The 17,468-nt window shown below is 64.2% G+C and carries 21 protein-coding genes; 11 read left to right on the forward strand and 10 right to left on the reverse strand.

Features of this window, described 5'->3' with window-relative positions:
• Window positions 1–38: 38 nt before the first annotated feature.
• The 4 genes from lysA to argH all read right to left on the reverse strand — a co-directional run bounded on the left by lysA (window position 39) and on the right by argH (window position 3,721).
• Complete coding sequence (gene lysA, locus N6L27_RS10475) at window positions 39–1,304, reverse strand: diaminopimelate decarboxylase (RefSeq protein ID WP_271907196.1); 1,266 nt, start codon at window positions 1,302–1,304, stop codon at window positions 39–41.
• Between the two features lie 564 nt (window positions 1,305–1,868).
• A complete protein-coding gene (locus N6L27_RS10480; protein ID WP_271907197.1) occupies window positions 1,869–2,021 on the reverse strand; it encodes a hypothetical protein in 153 nt (50 codons plus the stop codon).
• 93 nt (window positions 2,022–2,114) lie between these two features.
• Window positions 2,115–2,291, reverse strand: a complete 177-nt coding sequence (locus N6L27_RS10485) for a hypothetical protein (RefSeq protein WP_260017611.1) — start codon at window positions 2,289–2,291, stop codon at window positions 2,115–2,117.
• 35 nt (window positions 2,292–2,326) lie between these two features.
• A complete protein-coding gene (gene argH / locus N6L27_RS10490) occupies window positions 2,327–3,721 on the reverse strand; it encodes an argininosuccinate lyase (RefSeq protein WP_271907198.1) in 1,395 nt (464 codons plus the stop codon).
• A 22-nt stretch (window positions 3,722–3,743) separates the two neighbouring features.
• Between argH and N6L27_RS10495 the strand changes: the two genes are divergently transcribed.
• From N6L27_RS10495 to phbB, 8 genes are all read left to right on the forward strand, one after another.
• Window positions 3,744–4,331 (forward strand): TlpA disulfide reductase family protein, encoded by a 588-nt coding sequence (locus tag N6L27_RS10495; protein ID WP_271907199.1) that lies wholly within the window; start codon window positions 3,744–3,746, stop codon window positions 4,329–4,331.
• A 66-nt stretch (window positions 4,332–4,397) separates the two neighbouring features.
• Window positions 4,398–4,754 (forward strand): hypothetical protein, encoded by a 357-nt coding sequence (locus N6L27_RS10500; protein ID WP_271907200.1) that lies wholly within the window; start codon window positions 4,398–4,400, stop codon window positions 4,752–4,754.
• Window positions 4,755–4,848: 94 nt separating this feature from the next.
• Entirely contained in the window at window positions 4,849–5,190 is a 342-nt protein-coding gene (locus N6L27_RS10505) for a hypothetical protein (protein ID WP_271907201.1), read from the forward strand.
• A gap of 77 nt (window positions 5,191–5,267) precedes the next feature.
• Complete coding sequence (locus N6L27_RS10510) at window positions 5,268–5,666, forward strand: hypothetical protein (protein WP_271907202.1); 399 nt, start codon at window positions 5,268–5,270, stop codon at window positions 5,664–5,666.
• A complete protein-coding gene (locus N6L27_RS10515; RefSeq protein ID WP_271907203.1) occupies window positions 5,663–6,595 on the forward strand; it encodes a sterol desaturase family protein in 933 nt (310 codons plus the stop codon). Before N6L27_RS10510 ends, N6L27_RS10515 begins: the two co-directional genes overlap by 4 nt.
• 126 nt (window positions 6,596–6,721) lie before the next feature.
• On the forward strand, window positions 6,722–7,552 hold the full coding sequence (locus tag N6L27_RS10520) for an EAL domain-containing protein (protein ID WP_271907204.1): 831 nt from the start codon (window positions 6,722–6,724) through the stop codon (window positions 7,550–7,552).
• 370 nt (window positions 7,553–7,922) lie between these two features.
• Entirely contained in the window at window positions 7,923–9,098 is a 1,176-nt protein-coding gene (locus tag N6L27_RS10525) for an acetyl-CoA C-acetyltransferase (RefSeq protein ID WP_271907205.1), read from the forward strand.
• A gap of 189 nt (window positions 9,099–9,287) precedes the next feature.
• Entirely contained in the window at window positions 9,288–10,010 is a 723-nt protein-coding gene (gene phbB / locus N6L27_RS10530) for an acetoacetyl-CoA reductase (protein WP_260017602.1), read from the forward strand.
• Between the two features lie 93 nt (window positions 10,011–10,103).
• Here the strand turns inward: phbB and N6L27_RS10535 are convergent, their stop codons facing one another.
• Window positions 10,104–10,253, reverse strand: coding sequence for a hypothetical protein (locus tag N6L27_RS10535; protein ID WP_271907207.1), 150 nt, complete (start codon window positions 10,251–10,253; stop codon window positions 10,104–10,106).
• A 113-nt stretch (window positions 10,254–10,366) separates the two neighbouring features.
• On the opposite strand from N6L27_RS10535, the gene N6L27_RS10540 reads away from it, so the two are divergent.
• Both N6L27_RS10540 and yddG read left to right on the forward strand, forming a co-directional pair.
• A complete protein-coding gene (locus N6L27_RS10540) occupies window positions 10,367–11,314 on the forward strand; it encodes a transcriptional regulator GcvA (RefSeq protein WP_271907208.1) in 948 nt (315 codons plus the stop codon).
• Entirely contained in the window at window positions 11,311–12,174 is an 864-nt protein-coding gene (gene yddG, locus N6L27_RS10545; RefSeq protein WP_271907209.1) for an aromatic amino acid exporter YddG, read from the forward strand. The genes N6L27_RS10540 and yddG overlap by 4 nt, the downstream gene beginning before the upstream one ends.
• A gap of 79 nt (window positions 12,175–12,253) precedes the next feature.
• Here the strand turns inward: yddG and N6L27_RS10550 are convergent, their stop codons facing one another.
• The 3 genes from N6L27_RS10550 to N6L27_RS10560 form a co-directional block, all read right to left on the reverse strand.
• Entirely contained in the window at window positions 12,254–12,427 is a 174-nt protein-coding gene (locus N6L27_RS10550) for a YdcH family protein (RefSeq protein WP_019297104.1), read from the reverse strand.
• Between the two features lie 234 nt (window positions 12,428–12,661).
• On the reverse strand, window positions 12,662–13,429 hold the full coding sequence (locus tag N6L27_RS10555; RefSeq protein WP_271907210.1) for a tRNA1(Val) (adenine(37)-N6)-methyltransferase: 768 nt from the start codon (window positions 13,427–13,429) through the stop codon (window positions 12,662–12,664).
• On the reverse strand, window positions 13,426–13,641 hold the full coding sequence (locus N6L27_RS10560; protein WP_271907211.1) for a putative signal transducing protein: 216 nt from the start codon (window positions 13,639–13,641) through the stop codon (window positions 13,426–13,428). Before N6L27_RS10560 ends, N6L27_RS10555 begins: the two co-directional genes overlap by 4 nt.
• Window positions 13,642–13,698: 57 nt before the next feature.
• On the opposite strand from N6L27_RS10560, the gene N6L27_RS10565 reads away from it, so the two are divergent.
• The gene (locus N6L27_RS10565) at window positions 13,699–14,697 is read left to right on the forward strand and encodes a polyprenyl synthetase family protein (RefSeq protein WP_271907213.1); all 999 of its coding nucleotides are present in this window, start codon (window positions 13,699–13,701) and stop codon (window positions 14,695–14,697) included.
• Between the two features lie 182 nt (window positions 14,698–14,879).
• Here N6L27_RS10565 and N6L27_RS10570 read toward each other — a convergent pair whose 3' ends face one another.
• On the reverse strand, window positions 14,880–15,701 hold the full coding sequence (locus N6L27_RS10570; protein WP_271907214.1) for a 4-(cytidine 5'-diphospho)-2-C-methyl-D-erythritol kinase: 822 nt from the start codon (window positions 15,699–15,701) through the stop codon (window positions 14,880–14,882).
• Complete coding sequence (locus tag N6L27_RS10575; protein WP_271907215.1) at window positions 15,691–17,406, reverse strand: tetratricopeptide repeat protein; 1,716 nt, start codon at window positions 17,404–17,406, stop codon at window positions 15,691–15,693. The genes N6L27_RS10570 and N6L27_RS10575 overlap by 11 nt, the downstream gene beginning before the upstream one ends.
• Window positions 17,407–17,468: the final 62 nt, after the last annotated feature.

Genomic DNA, 17,468 nt, shown 5'->3' on the forward strand with positions numbered 1-17,468 from the left:
TTCTCCGATGGCCCGCGCCGGATTGCGCCCGGATCGCTTCAGAGCCACTCCGGGATGGTATCGCGGTTTATCATCTCTTCATAGTCCGGGCGGCGGCGAATAACCGCGAATTGATCCCCGTGCACAAGCACTTCCGGGATCAAGGGGCGGGAATTGTATTCGCTCGCCATCACCGCGCCATAGGCACCGGCACTGCGGAAGGAGACCAGATCGCCCGCAGCCAGCGGCGGCAGGCCGCGCTGCTTGGCAAAGGTATCGCCGGTCTCGCAAACCGGGCCGACGATGTCATAGGGCTGGCTTTCCACGCCCGCTGTCGCCTCCTCAACCGGAATGATGTCGTGATGCGCCTCATACATCGCCGGGCGGATCAGGTCGTTCATCGCGGCATCAAGAATCAGGAAATCGCGCCCCTCGCCCGACTTCACATAGATCACCTTGCTGACCAGCTGGCCCGCGTTGCCCGCGATCAAGCGGCCCGGCTCGATCTCGATCTCGCAGCCGAGATGGCCCAGGGTCTCCTTGACCATCTGGCCGTATTCCACCGGCAGCGGCGGCGCGGAGTTGGAGCGCTCATACGGGATGCCAAGCCCGCCGCCCAGGTCCAGGCGGCGGATGTTGTGGCCATCGGCGCGCAGGGTTTCCGTCAGCTCGGCCACCTTCTGATAGGCCAGCCGGAACGGCTCCAGGTCAGTCAGCTGCGACCCGATATGGACATCGATCCCCACCACTTCCAGCCCCGGCAGCGCGGCGGCGCGGGCATAGACTTCGCGGGCGCGCGCAATCGGGATGCCGAACTTGTTTTCGGATTTGCCGGTGGCGATCTTGGCGTGGGTCTTGGCATCCACGTCCGGGTTCACCCGGATGGTGATAGGGGCCTTGCTGCCCAGCTCCTCAGCCACGGCGCTGATCACCTCCATCTCCGGCTCGGATTCCACGTTGAACTGGCGGATGCCGCCGGTCAGCGCCACGCGGATTTCCTCTGCCGTCTTGCCGACGCCGGAAAACACGATCCTGTCCCCCGGCACGCCTGCCGCCTTGGCGCGCAGATATTCGCCCTGGCTGACCACATCCATGCCCGCGCCGGCCTGCGCCAGGGTCTTTAGGATCGCCTGGTTAGAGGCCGCCTTCATCGCAAAGCAGACCAGGTGGTCGGTGCCTTCCAGCGCCTCGTCGAACAGGCGGAAGTGGCGCAGCAGCGTGGCCGTGGAATAGACATAGAACGGGGTGCCCACCGCCGCGGCGATCTCGGAGATGGGAACGTCTTCGGCGAAAAGCGCGCCGTCGCGGTAGAGAAAATGGTCCATGCCCCCGCGTTTAGGGCAAAAGGGGCGGATGGATCAAATGATTCCGCCCCGCCCGCCCTGTAGGACACAAAGCAGCTCTGCCGCCCGCCGCAAACGCATCAAAGATGCGCCCGCGCCCGTCGGGCCCTGCGCCGCGCCATCCCCGCCGGCGTTTCGTTGCGGGCGGCGGAGTTTGAGTATTTCGGGAAAGATGAAAACACCCGGCCTGCGCCTTCATCTTTCCCCAAATACTCACTGCAAAACAGCGGCGGCAACCGCAATGCCCGGGGTGTTGCGCAACCGGCGCACGCATGGCTCACGCGATTTTAAGCGGCAGATGGCATAGTCCCATTTGATCGCGGTCACCGCCGGGCCTGACACCCCCGGCACTCAGGAACAGGGCCCCTTGGCACGGGCACGCACAGACGACGTTTCGCGTGCGGGAGGAAACTCCCGTCCCGCCTCCGCCCCTTGGCGGCGCCGCCATTACTTACCTCTGAAGCTCAGCAAATCAGATACGGAACACACAGCAGCAGACGGCAGCCGGACGGGACAAGGGCCCGGACCGGCTCTTGCCCGTGTCCGCTAGAACGCAGTGGAGACCCCAACCCGGCCATAGCCGGAGACCTTCACGCCGGTTGCCGCCGGCTCGGGTTTTTGCGGCGGGCCGGACGCCGGGGCGCCGGCCTCGCAGGCGGCCAGGCTCAGGAAGGCCAGAAGGGCAATAGCTGCTTTCATTGCAATATCCTTGAAACCAAAACCGCCCCGGCAGTGTTGCGGGGCGGTCTAAACGCGGTTGCTCTGTTGCGCCGCATCAAGGGCGCTTGGCTGCTAGAAGCCGAGAAAGACGCTGAGCGGCCCCTTGTGCAGACCCACCGCGCCGCCGACATGGACACCGCCGCTGCCGACGCCGACACCGGCGTTCAGGGTCGGCTGCACCGGTTCGCCGTCGGCGCCGCAGGCCGACAGCACGGCCAGTCCCAGCAAAGCAAAGATCATGTTGCGCATCGTCTGCCTCCTTGCCGCAGCCGTCCCTGACGGGATCAGCCTGCCAGCACTTCTTTCCAGCGGGCGACCTGCGCACGCACCTGGGCGGGCGCGGTGCCGCCATAAGACATGCGCGAGTTTACCGAATTCTCAACACCAAGCACAGAGAAGATGTCCTGGGTGATGCCTGCGTGCACACCCTGCATATCTTCCAGCGAAAGATCCGGCAGGTCGCAGCCGCGCTGTTCGGCCATCGCAACCAGGGTGCCGGTCACGTGGTGGGCATCGCGGAACGGCACCTTCAGCACCCTGACCAGCCAGTCGGCCAGGTCGGTTGCGGTGGAGAAGCCGGAGCCCGCCGCAGCCGCCAGGCTCTCGCGGTTGGCGCTCATGTCCTTGACCATGCCTTCCATCGCCGCCAGCGCCAGCATCCAGTTGTCGGCGGCGTCAAAGACCTGTTCCTTGTCTTCCTGCATGTCCTTGGAATAGGCCAGCGGCAGGCCTTTCATTACCATCATCAGCGCGGTGTTGGCGCCAAAGATCCGGCCAACCTTGGCGCGGATCAGCTCGGCGGCGTCCGGGTTCTTCTTCTGCGGCATGATCGACGAGCCGGTGGAGAACCGGTCGCTGAGCGTCACGAAGCGGAACTGGGCGGAGGACCAGATCACCAGCTCCTCGGCAAAGCGCGACAGGTGCACGGCGCTGATCGACGCGGTGCTGAGGAATTCCAGCGCGAAGTCGCGGTCGCTGACCGCATCCAGTGAGTTGGCCGCCGGGCGGTCAAAGCCAAGCGCCTTTGCCGTCATCTCCCGGTCAATCGGGAAGGAGGTGCCGGCCAGCGCTGCGGCACCCAAGGGCGATTCGTTCATCCGCGCGCGGGCGTCACGGACGCGGGACAGATCGCGGCCGAACATCTCGACATAGGCCATCATGTGGTGGCCCCAGGTCACCGGCTGCGCGGTTTGCAGGTGAGTGAAGCCCGGCATCACCCAATCGGCGCCTGCCTCAGCCTGCGACAGAAGCGCGCGGATCAGCGCCAAGAGGCCGCTTTCGGCTGCGTCCAGCTGATCGCGTACCCAGAGTTTGAAATCGGTCGCCACCTGGTCATTGCGGCTGCGGCCCGTGTGCAGGCGGCCTGCGGGCTCGCCGATGATCTCCTTCAGGCGCGCCTCTACATTCATATGAATGTCTTCCAGTGCTGTGGAAAACTGGAAAGTTCCGCCCTCGATCTCTGACAAAACGGTGAGCAGCCCTTCCCGAATGGCCTCCGCATCATTATCCGTAATGACGCCCGTGGCGGCCAACATCGCCGCATGGGCCCTGGAGCCTGCGATGTCCTGTGCTGCCATCCGCTTGTCGAACCCGATCGAGGCATTGATTGCCTCCATGATCGCGTCCGGGCCAGCGGCAAAGCGGCCGCCCCACATCTGGTTCGAGGATTGATCTGTCATGGTGTGGAACCCCGGAGATAATATGCGTCTGTTTCGTCAGCTTTCCCTTTATATGGCCCTCGCCTTGGGTGCAAATGCCGCGGCTGCGGCAGATCAGGCGCAGCTGGAAGCGCTGCGCGATGGCTCAATGAAGAAGCTGGTGGTGCACGCAGAGCCGCGCGATGTGTCCGCCGCCGCCTTTGATCTGGCCGACGGCGCCGGCACGGCATCCCTGGGGGACTACCAGGGCAAGATTGTGCTGTTGAACTTTTGGGCCACCTGGTGCGCCCCCTGCCGCAAGGAAATGCCGCAGCTGGCGGAGCTGCAAGAGGAGTTCGGCGGTGAGGACTTCGAAGTGCTGACCATCGCCACCGGGCGCAACTCGCCCGCGGGCATCCAGAAGTTCTTTGATGAAAACGGCATCAGCAATCTGCCCCGCCACCAGGACCCGAAACAGGCTCTGGCCCGTGAGATGGCAGTGATCGGTCTGCCGATCACGGTACTGCTGGACCGCGACGGCAAGGAGGTGGCGCGGCTTCTGGGCGATGCCGAGTGGAACTCCGAGAGCGCTAAGGACATCATTGCAGCGATGATTGGCGAGCGAGCAGGCAGCGCCGCACCCACCAATTGAAAAATCAGCCCTGATCTGACACACTCTCCCGGTGTTCTGTTAACAAGTATTCCGGGAGGGACCCCCATGAAATTGCTGCATCTGACTTTGTGTGCCGTAGCGCTCAGCATCGCAGCCTCCGTCCCGGCCAGCGCCGGGCCTATCAAGACCGAAAAGGATTTTCTGGCCAAAATTGCCGGTAAGAAGCTGGTGGCCGGCGATCACTGGGTTCTTGCCACCGAAGACGGCAAGTTACAGGGCGTCTCTCCGAAAGGCGAAAAGATCGTTGGGGCCTGGGCCTGGCACAAGCGGTTCTATTGCCGAAATGTCTATATCGGGAAAAAGCAGCTTCCGCAGAACTGCCTCACGGTCACAACCGATGGAAACACCGTGACCTTCACCCGCGATCAGGGCAAGGGCAGGTCCATCACCTATTCCTTCTGATCCCGCGGCCTCTGCCTGACCCGGCAGCATTTTGCACTACCTGTAAACCGAGGGACGCCCCGGAACGGCGTCCTGGCCTAGGGTGGAGAGTGAAATGAGACCTGTTGTGTTACTGATCGGAAAGCTGCCGCATGTGATCGGCAATGTGGCTGAGGAGCTGGACCATCTGCCGATCCACTGGCTGGGCGCGCATGACCAGCCCGAGGTGGTGCGCCAGCTGGAGACAGAGCCGCGCATCGAATGCGTGATCATGGGCGCGGGCCTGGATGACCAGATCCGCGGCGACCTCATTGGCATCATAGCGGCGCTGCGGCCGGATGTCTGCATCCATCTGAAAGACCGGGCCTCCGGGCCGGAGGGGCTGGTGCCCTTTGTTGAACGGGTGGTGCAGATGCAGGTGCTGGCCCGCCCGCGCAGTGCCGCCATGGCAGGATAACAGCCCCCCGGGCTTGACCCCACGCCACCTTTGACAGGCTTCCGCCCGCCCGCCAGTCTGCGCGCGGGAGGTCGCGTATGGCGCTGGAATTGCTCTTGGCCCTGGTGCTGGGCGGAATATCGGGAATCGCCGTTCTGCTACATCTGACCGGGCGCTCCCGGCAGGCTGTGCTGGGCGTTGAAACCTCCCGCTCCGGCTGGCTGCGCCACTTTCCCGGTGACAAGGTCCTCAAGGTGCTGCCCGCAGCCAGCGGACAGGCCGCGCTGGTAGTGACCGGGAACGGCCCAGGGCTGCTCTGGGCCTTTGGAAGCGGCACCGTGGGCCGCCACCTGACCGGCAGCCAGGTCCGCGAAACAGCCACCGGACTGCGCTTTGAATTCAACGACTTCGCGGCCCCCGGCCTCTCACTGGCTCTGCCGGAGCGCGAGCGGCAGCAGTGGCTTGCCCTGATCAACACCCCGGCGGAGGCCGCATGACCGGAGAAATCTCCTACCCCGACGTGACCCAGCTGGCGGTGCCCTTTTTCATTGCCGCCATCCTGGCTGAGTTCCTGTGGATCGCCCTGAAGCGCCGCGGCGGAAGATATGAGACCCGCGATGCGGTGACCTCCCTCATCATGGGCGCGGGCAGTGTGGCGGAGGGGCTGTTGCTGGGCTTTGTCGCCTGGGCGCTGTTCATGTTCCTGTGGGAGCTGACGCCGCTGGACATGGGCACGTCTGTGTGGGCGGTGCTGGTGTGTTTCGTGCTGGACGATCTGCGCTATTACTGGGTGCACCGTTTCGGCCACAGGGTGCGCTGGGTCTGGGCGTCCCACGTAAATCATCATTCCAGCCAGCACTACAACCTGACTACCGCGCTGCGGCAGACCTGGACCGGCACCTTCACCTTCATGATGATCGTGAAGGCACCCATGGTGCTCTTGGGGTTTCACCCGGCGCTGGTGCTGTTTTGCGGCGGGCTGAACCTGATTTACCAGTTCTGGATCCACACAGAGGCCGTCAGCCGCCTGCCCCGCTGGTTCGAGGCCGTAATGAACACCCCCAGCCACCATCGCGCCCACCATGGCAGAAACCCGCGCTACCTGGATTGCAACTATGCCGGTGTCTTCATCATCTGGGACAAGATGTTCGGAACCTTTGTGCCGGAACAGGATCACGACCGCCCCGATTACGGGCTGGTCCACAACATCGCCACCTTCAACCCGCTGCGGGTCGCCTTTCATGAATGGGCGGGCATTTTCAAGGACATGCGCCAGCCCGACCTGACCCTGAAGCAGCGGCTGCTTTATGCTTTTGCGCCGCCCGGCTACAGCCACGACGGCAGCCGCGAGACCTCTGCCGCGATCAAGGCTGCGCATCTGGCCCGCCACCCCGAGGACGCAGGCACACCCGGCTTCGGCGGATGACCGCCTGCGGCGCTCCGGGCGGGTCGTTCAAATTTGAATTTTAATCCTGCTTCAACCCTTTTGCAGCAGTCTGCACGGAGCATGATACTCACCCCAGCTTCAGCACAAAAAGGGGCCTGACAGCAGATGAGCAGACGTAAGACAGATTTTCCGGAAGGCGCTGAAAATCCGCTGAATGCGGCGGTGGCCGGCCGCGACCGCTCCACGCTTGATATGGTGGCGGAAGCCGTGCGGCACAATCAAACCGTTCTGGCCTATCAGCCCATCATGCAGGCGATGGCGCCGCATGGCGTCGCCCTCTACGAGGGTTATATCAGGGTGCTGGACCCGACCGGCCGGGTGATCCCGGCCCGCGAATTCATGCATGTGGTCGAGGACAAAGAGATCGGCCGCGAAATGGACTGCCTGGCGCTGCAGCACGGGTTGAAGGCGCTGGAGAAATACCCCCAGGTCCGCCTGTCGGTGAACATGTCCGCACGCTCCATCGGATATCAGCGCTGGACGCAGGTTCTGGAACGGTTCCTGAAGCGCGACAGCACGCTTGGTGAACGGCTGGTTCTGGAAATCACCGAAGCCTCAGCCATGGCCGCACCGGAACTGGTGACCGATTTCATGGGCCGGATGCAGCCGCACGGGATCGCCTTTGCGCTCGACAATTTCGGCGCCAGCACCACCGCGATCGGAAACTTCCGCCAGTTCTTCTTTGACGCGGTCAAGATAGACGGCCAGTTCGTGCGCGGCATCCACGCCAGCCACGACAATCAGGCCGTGGTCCGCGCCCTGATCGGCATTGCCAAACAATTCGACATGCTGACCGTCGCGGAATCGGTCGAAAGCCAGGCAGACGCGGAATTCCTGGTGGACAACGGCGTGGACTGCCTGCAGGGCTACCTGTTCGGCGCCCCCTCTGTCACGCCGCCCTGGATCGAGGACATGAAACGGCAGGAAAGCGGCTGACCGGACACCGCACGGGCCTTCGCGCGGCGCAGGCCCGCACGCAGCGCCAGCAACACCGCCCTGCTCCCGGATCCCTGATATGTTCCGGTCTTTTCAAGTGCTTTGCCAATCCGCCCGGCGCAGGCCCGCGACGGGCTTTGTTGCTGCCCTGCAGCATCGCGGCGCCCCGCTGACGGAAATCCTGCCGTTCTGGACGTATCCTGCGGTTGACTTTGCCGCCCCCCCTGAGACACGCTGTCAATTGCTGCACGTGCAGCAATAGATTATGTCGGTACCCGGAGTGATCGGGAAAGATTCTTGCGCGCCCGCTGAAACTGCAGGTGCCAGGCTCTCCCGGAAGACCTGAATTGATGGCAGAGGACCAGAATCAATGACCAATGTTGTAATCGCATCCGCCGCGCGCACCGCCGTCGGCTCCTTTGGCGGCTCATTCGCCAACACCCCCGCCCATGACCTGGGCGCCGCGGTGCTGGAAGCTGTTGTGGAACGTGCCGGTGTGGACAAATCCGAAGTGTCCGAGACCATCCTGGGCCAGGTGCTGACCGCGGCGCAGGGCCAGAACCCGGCCCGCCAGGCCCATATCAACGCCGGCCTGCCCAAGGAAAGCGCTGCCTGGGGCATCAACCAGGTTTGCGGCTCCGGCCTGCGCGCCGTGGCGCTGGGTGCGCAGCACATCCAGCTGGGCGACGCCTCCATCGTGGCGGCCGGCGGCCAGGAAAACATGACCCTGTCCCCCCATGCCGCGCATCTGCGCGCCGGTCACAAGATGGGTGACATGAAATACATCGACACCATGATCCGCGACGGGTTGTGGGATGCGTTCAACGGCTACCACATGGGCCAGACAGCCGAAAACGTGGCCGAGCAGTGGCAGATCTCCCGCGACATGCAGGACGAGTTTGCGGTTGCGTCGCAAAACAAGGCGGAAGCCGCGCAGAAGGCGGGCAAGTTCGCCGATGAAATCACCCCGTTCGTGGTCAAGCACCGCAAGGGCGACATCACCGTGGATGCAGACGAATACATCCGCCACGGCGCCACTATGGAAGCGATGCAGAAGCTTCGCCCGGCCTTCACCAAGGACGGCTCGGTTACTGCCGCCAACGCCTCCGGTCTCAATGACGGCGCCGCCGCCACCCTGCTGATGAGCGCCGATGAAGCCGAGCGCCGCGGCATCGAGCCGCTGGCCCGCATCGCCTCTTATGCCACCGCGGGCCTGGACCCTTCGATCATGGGTGTTGGCCCGGTCTATGCCTCCCGCAAGGCGCTGGAAAAGGCCGGCTGGTCGGTCAATGACCTGGATCTGGTCGAAGCCAACGAAGCCTTTGCCGCCCAGGCCTGCGCGGTGAACAAGGACATGGGCTGGGATCCGTCGATCGTGAACGTGAACGGCGGCGCGATCGCCATCGGCCACCCGATCGGCGCCTCCGGCTGCCGGGTGCTGAACACGCTGCTGTTCGAAATGAAGCGCCGCGGCGCCAAGAAAGGCCTGGCCACCCTGTGCATCGGCGGCGGCATGGGCGTCGCCATGTGTGTCGAGCGCCCATAAAACCGGCAACAAACCGTAAAATGAGAAGGACGCCCCCGTGGCGTCCTTTTTCTTTTACACGGCAGGCCTATACTGCAGGTGCGACAATTTTTTCGCGGCAATGCAGAATTTTTCTGCGCAATATTGTTGCGCTCACTTACCGTAATCTGTAGCAAGATTACCAAGAGACTATGACTGGAGGATTATTTAATGGCACGTACTGCACTCGTCACCGGCGGCTCCCGCGGCATCGGCGCAGCAATTTCCCAGGCGCTGAAGGCGCAGGGCTGCAATGTGGCCGCAACCTATGCCGGCAATGACGAAGCCGCGGCAAAATTCACCGAGGAAACCGGCATCAAGACCTACAAGTGGAACGTCGGCAGCTATGAGGACAGCGCTGCAGGCATCGCCAAGGTCGAAGAGGAAGTGGGCCCGATCGACATCGTGGTGGCCAACGCCGGCATCACCCGCGACGCGCCGTTCCACAAAATGACGCCGCAGCAGTGGCAGGAGGTGATCGACACCAACCTGACCGGCGTGTTCAACACTGTGCACCCCATCTGGCCCGGCATGCGCGAGCGCAAGTTCGGCCGCGTCATCGTGATCTCCTCGATCAACGGCCAGAAGGGCCAGTTCGCGCAGGTGAACTATGCCGCGACCAAGGCAGGCGACCTGGGCATCGTGAAATCGCTGGCCCAGGAAGGTGCGCGCGCCGGCATCACCGCCAACGCGGTCTGCCCCGGCTATATCGCCACTGAAATGGTGATGGCGGTTCCGGAGAAGGTCCGCGAGTCGATCATCGGCCAGATCCCGGCCGGCCGTCTGGGCGAGCCGGAAGAGATCGCCCGCTGCGTGGCCTTCCTGGCGTCTGACGACTCGGGCTTCATCAACGGCTCGACCATTTCCGCCAACGGCGCGCAGTTCTTCGTCTGATCCCTGGCATCAGCAGAAACGGCAAGGGCCGGTCCATCTGGACCGGCCCTTTTCCTATCCCGTAAGTGCCTCTTTCTCGAAATCAGAGCGCGCTCAGGCCCAGCGGGAAACCTTGGGGCGGAGGACGGGTGCCGCCCGTTTGCCGAACAGCCAGATCCAGGCCTGTTTCAGCACCTGCCCCCGCTCGGCGTGGGCACGGGCCATCGCGGATTTGACGGTGGCATCAGCAGTGTATTCCAGCATCTTCGGCCTCCTTCTCAGATCAGTATCCTTTACCTGCGTCCAATATGAGGACGTTCCGTCAAACGCACAAACGAGACTTTGCAGAGCTTCAGTTAAGCTGTACTTATGCGAAGATGACTGACCGCCTGCCTCCGCTCACCGCTTTGCGCGCCTTTGACGCCGCTGCACGCCACATGTCCTTTGCCAAGGCGGCAGATGAGTTGAACGTGACCCCTGCGGCGCTGTCGTTTCAGATCAAGTCGCTGGAGGAGCATCTGGGCCAGCCGCTGTTCCGCCGCCTGAACCGGGCGGTGGAGCTGACCGAGGCGGGCGAGACGCTGGCACCCGGCGCGGCCGAGGGCTTCCGCACATTGGGCCAGGCCTGGCAAAGCACCCGGCGGCTGCTGGATGAAACCACGCTGACGGTGACGGCAGGCCCTGCGCTGACGGCAAAGTGGCTGGCGCCGCGGCTGTTCGAGTTTGCCCGCAGCCACCCGGAGATCGAGCTGCGCTTGTCAGCCTCTCTCAAGGTGGTGGACCTGCGCCGCGGCGATGTGGATGTGGCAATCCGCTTTGGCGTGTCAGACGACGTGGGGCTTGCCTCTTATGGCACCCGGCCCGATTGGCTGACGCCGGTGATGACGCCTGAGATGCATGAGCAATTCCCCACCCCGGAATCGCTGATGAACGCGCCCCTGATTTTTGACGATTCCATCAGCAAGGTGGCACCGGGGTGCGACTGGCCAACCTGGTTCCAGGCGGCGGGGGTTGGCTTCACCCCCACCAGCGGAACCCATTTTTCAGCCCCCGATCATGCCATCGATGCCGCCTGTGCGGGCCTTGGCGTGGCGCTGGGGCGGAGGCCGCTGATCATCAAGGACGTGCGCGAGGGGCGGCTGGTGGCACCCTTCAAGATCGCCATCCAATCCGACGCGCGGTTCCGTTTCCTGTGTCTGCCGGAAGCCAAGGACAGGCCGCAGATTGCAGCCTTCCGCGACTGGTACTTTGCGGAGATCGAGAAAACCGCGCATATGTGGGGCGACATCAAGATTATTCCGATTCAGGATCTGCAATCCCAATGACCAAGACCCGCGCGACCGCCATTGGCTTCATCGCTGTTTTGCTGTGGGCGCTGCTGGCGCTGCTGACTGTCGGCTCGGAACCCACCCCGCCGCTGCTGCTGAATGCACTGTGTTTCACCATTGGCGGCACGCTGGGGATCATCTGGACCGCAGCGTCGGGCAAGCTGAAACAGCTGCGCCATGTGCCGGTGCGGGTCTACATCTTCGGCACGATTGGCCTGTTTGGCTATCACGCGCTCTACTTCTCCGCGCTGCGGCTGGCCCCGGCGGCAGAGGCCGGGCTGATTGCCTACCTGTGGCCGCTGCTGATCGTGCTGTTTTCCGGCCTCTTGCCCGGCGAAAGGCTGAAGGCAGGGCATCTGATCGGTGCGGTCCTGGGCTTTGCCGGGGCAGCCACCATCATTTCCGGCGGCGGCGGCGGGTTTGAGGCGCAGTATCTGCCGGGCTACGGGCTGGCGCTGCTGTGCGCGCTGACATGGTCCGGCTACTCGGTGCTGTCGCGGCTGGTGGGCAGCGCGCCGACCAGTTCGGTTGCGGTGTTCTGCCTGGCGACCGCCGCGGCTTCCTGGGGGCTGCATTTCGCGCTGGAGGAAACCGTGTGGCCTGCGGGCACGCTGGGCTGGGCCTCCACCCTGCTGCTGGGCCTCGGCCCCGTCGGGCTGGCGTTTTATGTCTGGGATATCGGCGTCAAGCAGGGCGACATTCAGATGCTTGGCACCAGCTCTTACGCGGCACCGCTGCTGTCGACGCTGATCCTGGTCTTGGCGGGGATTGCCGCGGCCTCCTGGGGGCTGGCGCTGGCGGCAGCGCTGATCACTGGCGGGGCGCTAATTGCGGCGCGGGCCAGTGCCGGCAAATAGTCCTGGAAACAAAAAGAGGGCCGCCGCTCTGGCAGGCCCTCCCGTTGACTGTGCCGGTCTATGACCCGGCGGGAACTCTTCAGACGGCTTCAGCTGTCAGGCGCGTGATCTCTTCCTTCAGCTTCAGCTTCTGCTTTTTCATTGCTGCGATTTCCAGATCGTCGGTACTGGGCGATCGTTGGGCCTGTTCCACTTCCATGCTCAGATGCTCGTGCTTCTTCTTAAGTTCGGTCAGATGCGAGCTGAGGCTCATGGTAACCCTCCTTTTTTGAGCTAGATGTGTTTGACAGGAAGAGTGGAGCATATGTTTCCGCGTCTGTCACGCTGCAGCCGCACTATTTTTGTCATGAAATTTTCATATCGGCTATGCGCCGCGCATTTTGCCGCAGCGTGCAGCGCGTTTTTGCAGAAAACCGGGCGCGCAGATTCACCACAGGTTGAAACGGTTAGGCGGCAATCCCACATTGGCGCGGCTGCTGAAAGGGCCTCAGCGGGGCCAGGGCAAGGCGGCGCCGTCGCGCAGGATGGCGCTGATTTCGTGGCGGTAGCTCTCCCCATCACGCTCATGCCGGCTGCCTTCGTGCAGAATCAGCGGCGCATGCAGACGGAAATCCGCCCGTCCGCCCTTACGGGCGCGCAGGATCACCAGCTCCGCGGCGCGGGAATGGCGCGGCGCCAGCGGCAGCACCTCTATAGACCCCAGAACGCCGCTGCAGCCCGCCAGCATGTCCGGCAGCCGGTCGGCACGCTGGATCATGTGCAAGTAGCCCTTGGGTGCAAGGCGGCGGGCAGAGGCGGCGATCCAATCCGCCAGCGGCGTGCCCTCCCCCAGGGCCACCTTGCGGCCATCGTCGCGGGCCTGGCTGTGGGCGCCGGCCTTGTAATAGGGCGGGTTGGCGATGACGTGGTGGAACTGGCGCTGCTTCAGCGCCTCCGGCAGGGCAGAAAGATCGGCTTCAAACACTTCGGCGTCCTGACCGTTTGCTTGGGCGTTGCGCCGGGCAAGGTCCGCATATGGCGCCTGCAGCTCCACTCCGGCCAGCGCCAGTCCGGGCACCCGCGCACCAAGGCACAGCAGCGCCTGCCCGGCACCGCAGCCAAGCTCCAGCACCGCCTCCCCCGCCCGCGCGGGAACCGCGGCCGCCAGCAGAACCGGGTCCACCCCGGCGCGGTAGCCGCGCACGGGCTGCCACAGCTGCACCCTGCCGCCGAGGAAACCGTTGCGGGTCAGCTCATCATCAGAGAAGCAGGTCATCTGCCCAGCGGGATTTCATTGTCGCGCATCACGATCACGGCATCGTCATAGTCATCCTCGTGAACCATCAGACGGCGCGGGAAAATTCCGATCCTGCCTTCCAGGATGCTCATATTTACGTCCATTTGAAAGCAGTCTATATCCTCACCCTCAAGGAGGGCTGAGGCAAAGGCCATGATCGTCGGATCGGTGCTGCGCAGAAGCTCTTTCATGGGGATGGATCTAAGGGCAAGCCGTCCCCCTTGTCGAGACTTGCGAGCGGGAAAGTGATGGACCAAGTGATGACCAGGAAACCGCATGAGATGCTGGCCGCAACGCTGAGCCAGGAGCTGGATGCGGTGAACGCGCTGATCCGCACCCGGATGGCCTCCAAGCACGCGCCGCGCATTCCCGAGGTGACCGCGCATCTGGTCGAGGCCGGCGGCAAGCGGCTGCGGCCGATGCTGACGCTGGCAGCGGCGCGGCTTTGCGGCTACGAGGGCGACCACCACCTGAAACTGGCCGCGACGGTGGAATTCATCCACACGGCCACCCTGCTGCATGACGATGTGGTCGACGAGAGCGCCCAGCGGCGCGGCCGCCCGACAGCGAACCTTCTGTGGGACAACAAGAGTTCCGTTCTGGTGGGCGACTACCTGTTTGCCCGCAGTTTCCAGCTGATGGTGGAGACCGAGAGCCTGCGAGTGCTGGACATTCTGGCCAATGCCTCAGCCACCATTGCCGAGGGCGAGGTGCTGCAGATGACCGCCGCGTCGAACCTGAAAACCGATGAAGACGTCTATCTGCAGGTGGTGCGCGGCAAGACCGCGGCGCTGTTCTCGGCCGCGACCGAGGTGGGCGGAGTGATTGCCGGCGCACCGGAGGAACAGGTGAAGGCGCTGTTCGACTATGGCGATGCGCTGGGGATTGCTTTCCAGATTGCCGATGACCTGCTGGATTACCAGGGCGACAGCAAGGCAACCGGCAAGAACGTCGGCGACGATTTCCGCGAGCGCAAGCTGACCCTGCCGGTGATCAAGGCGGTGGCGCAGGCGAGTGATGAGGAGCGTGCGTTCTGGACCCGCACCATCGAGAAGGGCAAGCAGGAAGACGGCGACCTGGAGCAGGCGCTGGCGCTGATGGCGAAATACAAGACGCTGGAAGCCACCCGCGCGGATGCCTATGGCTGGGCCGCCAAGGCGCGGGCTGCGCTGGAGGTTCTGCCGGACCACGAGATCCGCACCATGCTGAGCGATCTGGCTGATTACGTGGTTTCGCGGCTGAATTGACACCGGGCCAGGGGGCGCTGCCCCCTCGGTCTTTCCGGCCTCAGCCCCGGAGTATCCCCACAAAGGTGAATAGGCATAGCCGTGCCGCGCTGTGCGTCAGCACGGCGCGCGGCCCAACGGCGGGCAAGCATCTGTGATGCGCCGGCCCGCAGGCGGGAGATCCCTGTGAACAAAGGGGCGGTTCAAGTCAGGGTGACTGCGCTGCACCACCACTCGGGATGCTCTGCGCCGATTTCATAGGCGGCCATATGGGCGGCCTTTTTGGTGGGGTAGAGCGCAAAGCAGGTGGCGCCCGAGCCGGACATGCGAGCGAGCAGAGACTGGCGGGAGTTGCGCAGATCCGACAGAACCCGCTCTATCTCAGGTGCAACTGTGATGGCCGGGGTCTCCAGGTCGTTGCGCTGCTCTGCCAGCCAGATGGCACACTCATCAGCCGAGCTGAAGGACGGGATGACGTCTGGCATTGGCGGGTTCTGTCGTGAGGCGAGTGCCGAAAAAACCGGGCCGGTGGGCACATGCGCGCCTGGATTGACCAGAAGCGCGTGCAGTTCAGGCAACTCCACCGGCGTGACCTGGCCGCCGATGCCCTGCATCCGGGAGGCGCGCGCCGCCATGCAGACCGGGACGTCAGCGCCAAGTGTCAGCGGCAAGTCTGCGGGGATGCTGGCGCCCTGCCCCGCCAGCGTGCGCAACACTGCAGCGGCATCCGATGACCCGCCGCCGATGCCCGCCCCGTGCGGCAGCTGCTTGTCCAGGCTGATATGTCCGGTCCAGCCCGCACCCTCGGCGGCTTTCCAAACCAGGTTACGCTGATCGGAAGGCACGCCCTCTGCAAACAGGCCGGAGACCTCGAGCGACAGCTCCGGTCCCGGCTCCAGTTGCAGACGGTCGCCGGTATCGGCAAAGACCACCAGCGAATCCAGCAGGTGATAGCCGTCCTCGCGGCGGCCGGTCACATGCAGGGTCAGGTTGATCTTGGCGGGTGCTGCGACCTCAGCCGCCATTGGCCACCTTCAGGGGCTGGGCGCCTTCCTCGGCCAGAACCGCGTCGAGGCCCACGTCCAGCTTGCGGCGGATGCGCTCGGGGTCGGCTTCGCCGTCGGTGTCCTCCGGGTCGATGAAGGAGAGCGCCCGTTTCCACTGGAATTCCGCCTCCCGCTCGCGGCCCACGGCCCAGTAGACATCGCCCAGGTGGTCATTGACCACCGGATCCACCGGCATCAGCTCCACCGCGCGCTCCATATGGGCGACGGCCTCCTCAAACTTGCCCATGCGGTAGAGCACCCAGCCGAGGGAGTCGACGATGAAGCCTGAATCCGGCCGGGCCGCAACGGCGCGTTCGATCATGTCCAGGGCCTCGTCCAGCTTGCTGCTTTTCTCGACCAGCGAATAGCCGAGGTAGTTCAGCACTTGCGGCCGGTTCGGGTCCAGATCCAGCGAGGCACGGAAGTCGGCCTCAGCCTGCGGCCATTGGTCCAGCCGTTCGTGGCAGATGCCGCGGGCATAGAACAGGAACCAGCGGCTGGAGGAGTCTTCAGGCGTCTTGTCCAGCGCCTTGTCATAGGCGCGGGCGGCGGCGGCATAATCTTCCTGCTGGCGCAGGAGGTCGCCAAGGCTGATGTAGACGCTGGGCTGATCCGGGAAGTCGCGGGCGAGTTTCTCCAGCACTTCAATGGCGGCGTCCGGCTTGGCGGCGCGGCGCAGCGCCTCGGCGCGGCCCATTTCGGCGGCGTGATAGTCCGGATGGCTGCTCGGCACCTGCTTGTAGGTGGCGACCGACAATTCATACCGGCCCAGCTGGTCAAGCAGACCTGCACTGAGCAGTATGGCATCCACATGATCCGGGCGCAGCGAGGACGCCATGCGGGCATACATCAGAACATAGTCATTGGCGGTATCGCCGTTCAGTGCCGCACCAAGGGTGAAGAACACCTCGGCAATGCCCTCCTGCGGGCTGGGAGCGATGGTATAGGCGAGGGTTTTCCCAGCAGCGAGCTGCGCGTCCAGCGCCTCAAGGCCCGGATCAAGGCTGCTGCCGAATGCTGCGGCCAGCGCCTCCCGGGCATCGTCATTACGGTTCAGCTGTGACAGGATCTGCACCCGCGCCACCGCGGCGCGCCGGCTGAGGGTGGCAAGGCGGCCGTCCTCGGCGGCAAACAGCGCCTCTGCCCCGCCGTAGTCACCGGCAGAGGCCAGCGCCAGGGCGCGGTGATAGAGCACGAAGGGTTTCAGGCTGCCGTCCTTGGCAAGCCGGTCAAAGGTTTCCAGCGCGCTGGAGACGGAGCCCGCGCCGACATGGGCCCAGCCTTGCAGAAGGCCGTCCACGAGCGGATGGATCGCTTCCCGCTCCAGATCACGGTCCAGGATCGCCTGATAGTCGCCTTTGGCGGCAAGACCGCCCGCCAGAACGATATTGGCAACCTGGCTGCGGGCACCGGTCTGGCGCAGCCGTTCGGCAACCGGCACCGCAAGTTCCGCCTTGCCCATCGCCAGCTGGGCGAACACCACATTTTCCATCAGGAGCGGGTTCTGCGGGTCACGTGCCAGCGCCTGGGTGTAGTAGAGCGCCGCGGCGGCAAAGTCGCTGCCGTAGGTCGCGGCCCGTCCGGCCAGATAGGATCCTGCCAGTCCTTCGGCCTGCACGGCAGGTGCGGCGGATGCGGCCATGAGGGCCGCACAGGACAGGGTGCGAAGAATGGATACGGGCACTGGGGATCCCCTCACGGTTTACTGCTCTTGCTCTTCTAAGAAAGCGTAGTGCGGCGCCCGTC

The organism is Leisingera sp. SS27 (assembly GCF_028368855.1).
Classification (GTDB): Bacteria; Pseudomonadota; Alphaproteobacteria; order Rhodobacterales; family Rhodobacteraceae; genus Leisingera.